This window comes from Rhodopseudomonas pseudopalustris (assembly GCF_900110435.1).
GTDB lineage: Bacteria > Pseudomonadota > Alphaproteobacteria > Rhizobiales > Xanthobacteraceae > Rhodopseudomonas > Rhodopseudomonas pseudopalustris.
On the sequence record NZ_FODT01000027.1, the window covers coordinates 1 to 3,569 of the forward strand.

Genomic DNA, 3,569 nt, shown 5'->3' on the forward strand with positions numbered 1-3,569 from the left:
TCGCGCGCAATGCCGAGACGATGCGCGCGCTGGTCGGAGAGCTGAAGGACAAGCTCGACAACGTCGCCGGAGCCGGCGGCGAGGCCTCTCGCGCCAAGCACACCGCGCGCGGCAAGCTGCTGGCGCGTGATCGTGTCGACCTGCTGCTCGACCCCGGCACCGCGTTTCTGGAATTGTCGCCGCTCGCCGCCTACGGGCTCTATGGCGGCGACGTGCATTCCGCTTCGGTCGTGACCGGCGTCGGCCGGGTGGCGGGGCGCGAATGCATGATCGTCGCCAATGACGCCACGGTGAAGGGCGGCACCTATTATCCGATGACGGTGAAGAAGCATCTGCGCGCGCAGGATATCGCGCGGCAGAACAATCTGCCCTGCATCTACATGGTCGATTCCGGCGGCGCGTTCCTGCCGCAGCAGGACGAGGTGTTTCCCGACGAGCGGCATTTCGGCCGGATCTTCTACAACCAGGCGCAGATGTCGGCGCAGGGCATTCCGCAGATCGCGATCGTGATGGGCTCGTGCACCGCCGGCGGCGCCTATGTGCCGGCGATGTCGGACGAGAGCATCATCGTCCGCAATCAGGGCACCATCTTCCTCGGCGGCCCGCCGCTGGTGAAGGCGGCGACCGGCGAGGTGGTCAGCGCCGAGGAACTCGGCGGCGCCGACGTGCATTCTCGCCAGTCCGGCGTGACCGATCACTACGCCCAGAACGACGCCCACGCCATCGGCATCGCCCGCAGGATCGTCGGCACCCTGAAACCGCCGCAGCGGGCGGTGCTGAACATGCGCGAGCCGCGCGAGCCGCTATATCCGGCCGAGCAGCTCTATGGAATCGTCCCGGCCGAGCAGCGCAAGCCTTTCGACGTCCGCGACATCATCACCCGGATCGTCGACGGCTCCGAATTCGACGAGTTCAAGAAGCTGTACGGCCAGACGCTGGTGTGCGGCTTCGCGCATATCTGGGGCTATCCGGTCGGCATCATCGCCAATAACGGCATTCTGTTCAGCGAGTCTTCGCTGAAGGGCGCGCATTTCATCGAGCTGTGCTGCCAGCGCGGCATTCCTCTGGTGTTCCTGCAGAACATCACCGGCTTTATGGTCGGCAAGAAATATGAGGCCGGCGGCATCGCCCGCGATGGCGCCAAGCTGGTCACCGCGGTCGCCACCGCCAACGTGCCGAAATTCACCGTGGTGATCGGCGGCTCCTACGGCGCCGGCAATTACGGCATGTGCGGCCGGGCCTATTCGCCGCGGTTCCTGTGGATGTGGCCGAATGCGCGAATCTCGGTGATGGGCGGCGAGCAGGCGGCGATGGTTCTGAGCAGCCTCCGCCGCGACAATATCGAGGCCAAGGGCGGCAGCTGGAGCGCGGACGAGGAAGAGGAATTCCGCAGCCCGATCCGCGCGCAATACGAAACGCAAGGCAGCCCGTATTACGCCACTGCGCGGCTGTGGGACGACGGCGTGATCGATCCCGCCGATACGCGGCTGGTGTTGGGGCTCGGACTCGCGGCTTCGGCGAATGCGCCGATCGAGCCGACGAAGTTCGGCCTGTTCAGGATGTGATGATGGCAACAACAGCCTTGTACCGGCGGTTCCGGACACTTCTTATCGCCAACCGCGGCGAGATCGCCTGCCGCGTCATCCGCACGGCGCGCGCGATGGGGTTACGCACGGTCGCGGTGTATTCCGAGGCCGACGCCGACGCGCTGCATGTGAGCGAGGCCGACGAGGCCGTGCTGCTCGGCCCGGCGCGGGCGCGCGACAGCTATCTTTCGATTGAGCGCATCATCGCCGCGGCGAAGCAGACCGGCGCCGAAGCGGTGCATCCCGGCTACGGCTTCCTGTCGGAGAGCGCCGAATTCGCCCAGGCCTGCGCCGACGCCGGGCTGATCTTCGTCGGCCCGACGCCGCAGATGATCACCGCGATGGGCTCGAAGTCGGGCTCCAAGGCGCTGATGGAAACGGCCGGCGTGCCCCTGGTGCCGGGCTATCACGGCGAGGCGCAGGACGATGCGACGCTGGCGGCCGCGGCCGATAAGATCGGCTTCCCGGTGCTGGTCAAAGCCTCGGCCGGCGGCGGCGGGCGCGGCATGCGCGTGGTGCGCGCGGCGAACGAGCTCAGCGAAGCGATCGTCAGCGCCAAGCGCGAGGCCAAGGCGGCGTTCGGCGACGACCGGCTGCTGATCGAGAAATACGTCGACAATCCGCGCCACATCGAGGTGCAGATCGTCGGCGACAGCCACGGCAATCTGGTGTCGCTATTCGAGCGCGAATGCACGCTGCAGCGCCGCCACCAGAAGGTGATCGAGGAGGCGCCGTCGCCGACGCTCGACGCCGCGCAGCGCGAGACGGTTTGCGAGGCGGCGCGGCGCGCGGCCGGTGCGGTGAACTATGTCGGCGCCGGGACGATCGAATTCGTCTCCGACGGCAAGGACGTGTTCTTCATCGAAATGAACACGCGCCTGCAGGTCGAGCATCCGGTGACCGAACTGATCTCCGGCGTGGACCTCGTGGAATGGCAGCTGCGCGTCGCCTTCGGCGAGGCGCTGCCGTTGCGGCAGGATCAGCTCACGCTGAATGGTCACGCCATCGAGGCGCGGGTCTATGCGGAGAATCCGGCGAAGAACTTCATGCCGTCGGTCGGGCGGATCTCGACCTGGCGGACCCCGGCCGAGACCGATGGCCTGCGGATCGACGCCGGCTATCGCGCCGGCGACAGCGTGTCGCCCTATTACGACGCGATGCTCGCCAAGGTGATCGCCTTCGCGCCGACGCGTGCGGCGGCGATCGACCGGCTCAACCGCGGGCTGGAGGAGACCGACGTCCGCGGCGTCGTCACCAATATTCCATTCTTGTCGGCGCTGGTGACGCATCCGGAGGTGCGCGCCAATGCGATCGATACCGGCTTCATCGAGCGGCATCTCGCGGCGCTGACCGCGGCTCCGGCGCCGGTGTCCGATCTGGAGCTCGCGACGGCGGTCGCCGCGATCCTGCGGGCGGAGAGCGACGCCGCGCGGGCCGAAGCGCCAACGCCGTGGCGCAGCTCCGGCTGGATGCCGGTCGGCCGTCGCAAACGCGGCTTCGTGTTCCGGCATGGGCGCGGGCACGACCACACCGACTACAAGGTGCAGCTTGCCTATGGCACGGGGCCGGCGACGCTCACCATCGATGGCCGCGATCTCGCCTTTGCCTCCCGGGCCAATGGTGACGGGCTCGATGTCCTGCTCGATGGTGCGCGGTCGCGCGTCAACGCGGTCGTCGAAGGGCACGAGCTCTATCTGCGCACGCGCAACGGTCGGTTCGAACTGCACTGGGTCGATCCGTTCGGCGGGGAGAGTGAGGAAAGCGTCGGCGAGGACAAGATCGTCGCGCCGCTGCCCGGCACCGTGGTCGCTCTGCTCGCCGAACAGGGCGCCAAGCTCGAGAAGGGCGCGGCGATCCTGACGCTGGAAGTGATGAAGATGGAGCAGACCCTGCGCGCGCCGTTCGCGGGAACGCTCAAAGCGATCAAATGCAAGGTCGGCGACATCGTCCAGGAAGGCGTCGAACTCGCCGAGATCGAACCGG

The 3,569-nt window shown here is 67.5% G+C and carries 2 protein-coding genes; both read left to right on the plus strand.

The features are described 5' to 3' along the window. The coding region (locus BMY71_RS24200; RefSeq protein WP_244526169.1) for a carboxyl transferase domain-containing protein at positions 1 to 1,565 on the plus strand (1,565 nt) is incomplete at its 5' end. 2 nt (positions 1,566 to 1,567) lie between these two features. Beyond that, the coding region (locus BMY71_RS24205; RefSeq protein ID WP_347336037.1) for an acetyl/propionyl/methylcrotonyl-CoA carboxylase subunit alpha at positions 1,568 to 3,569 on the plus strand (2,002 nt) is incomplete at its 3' end.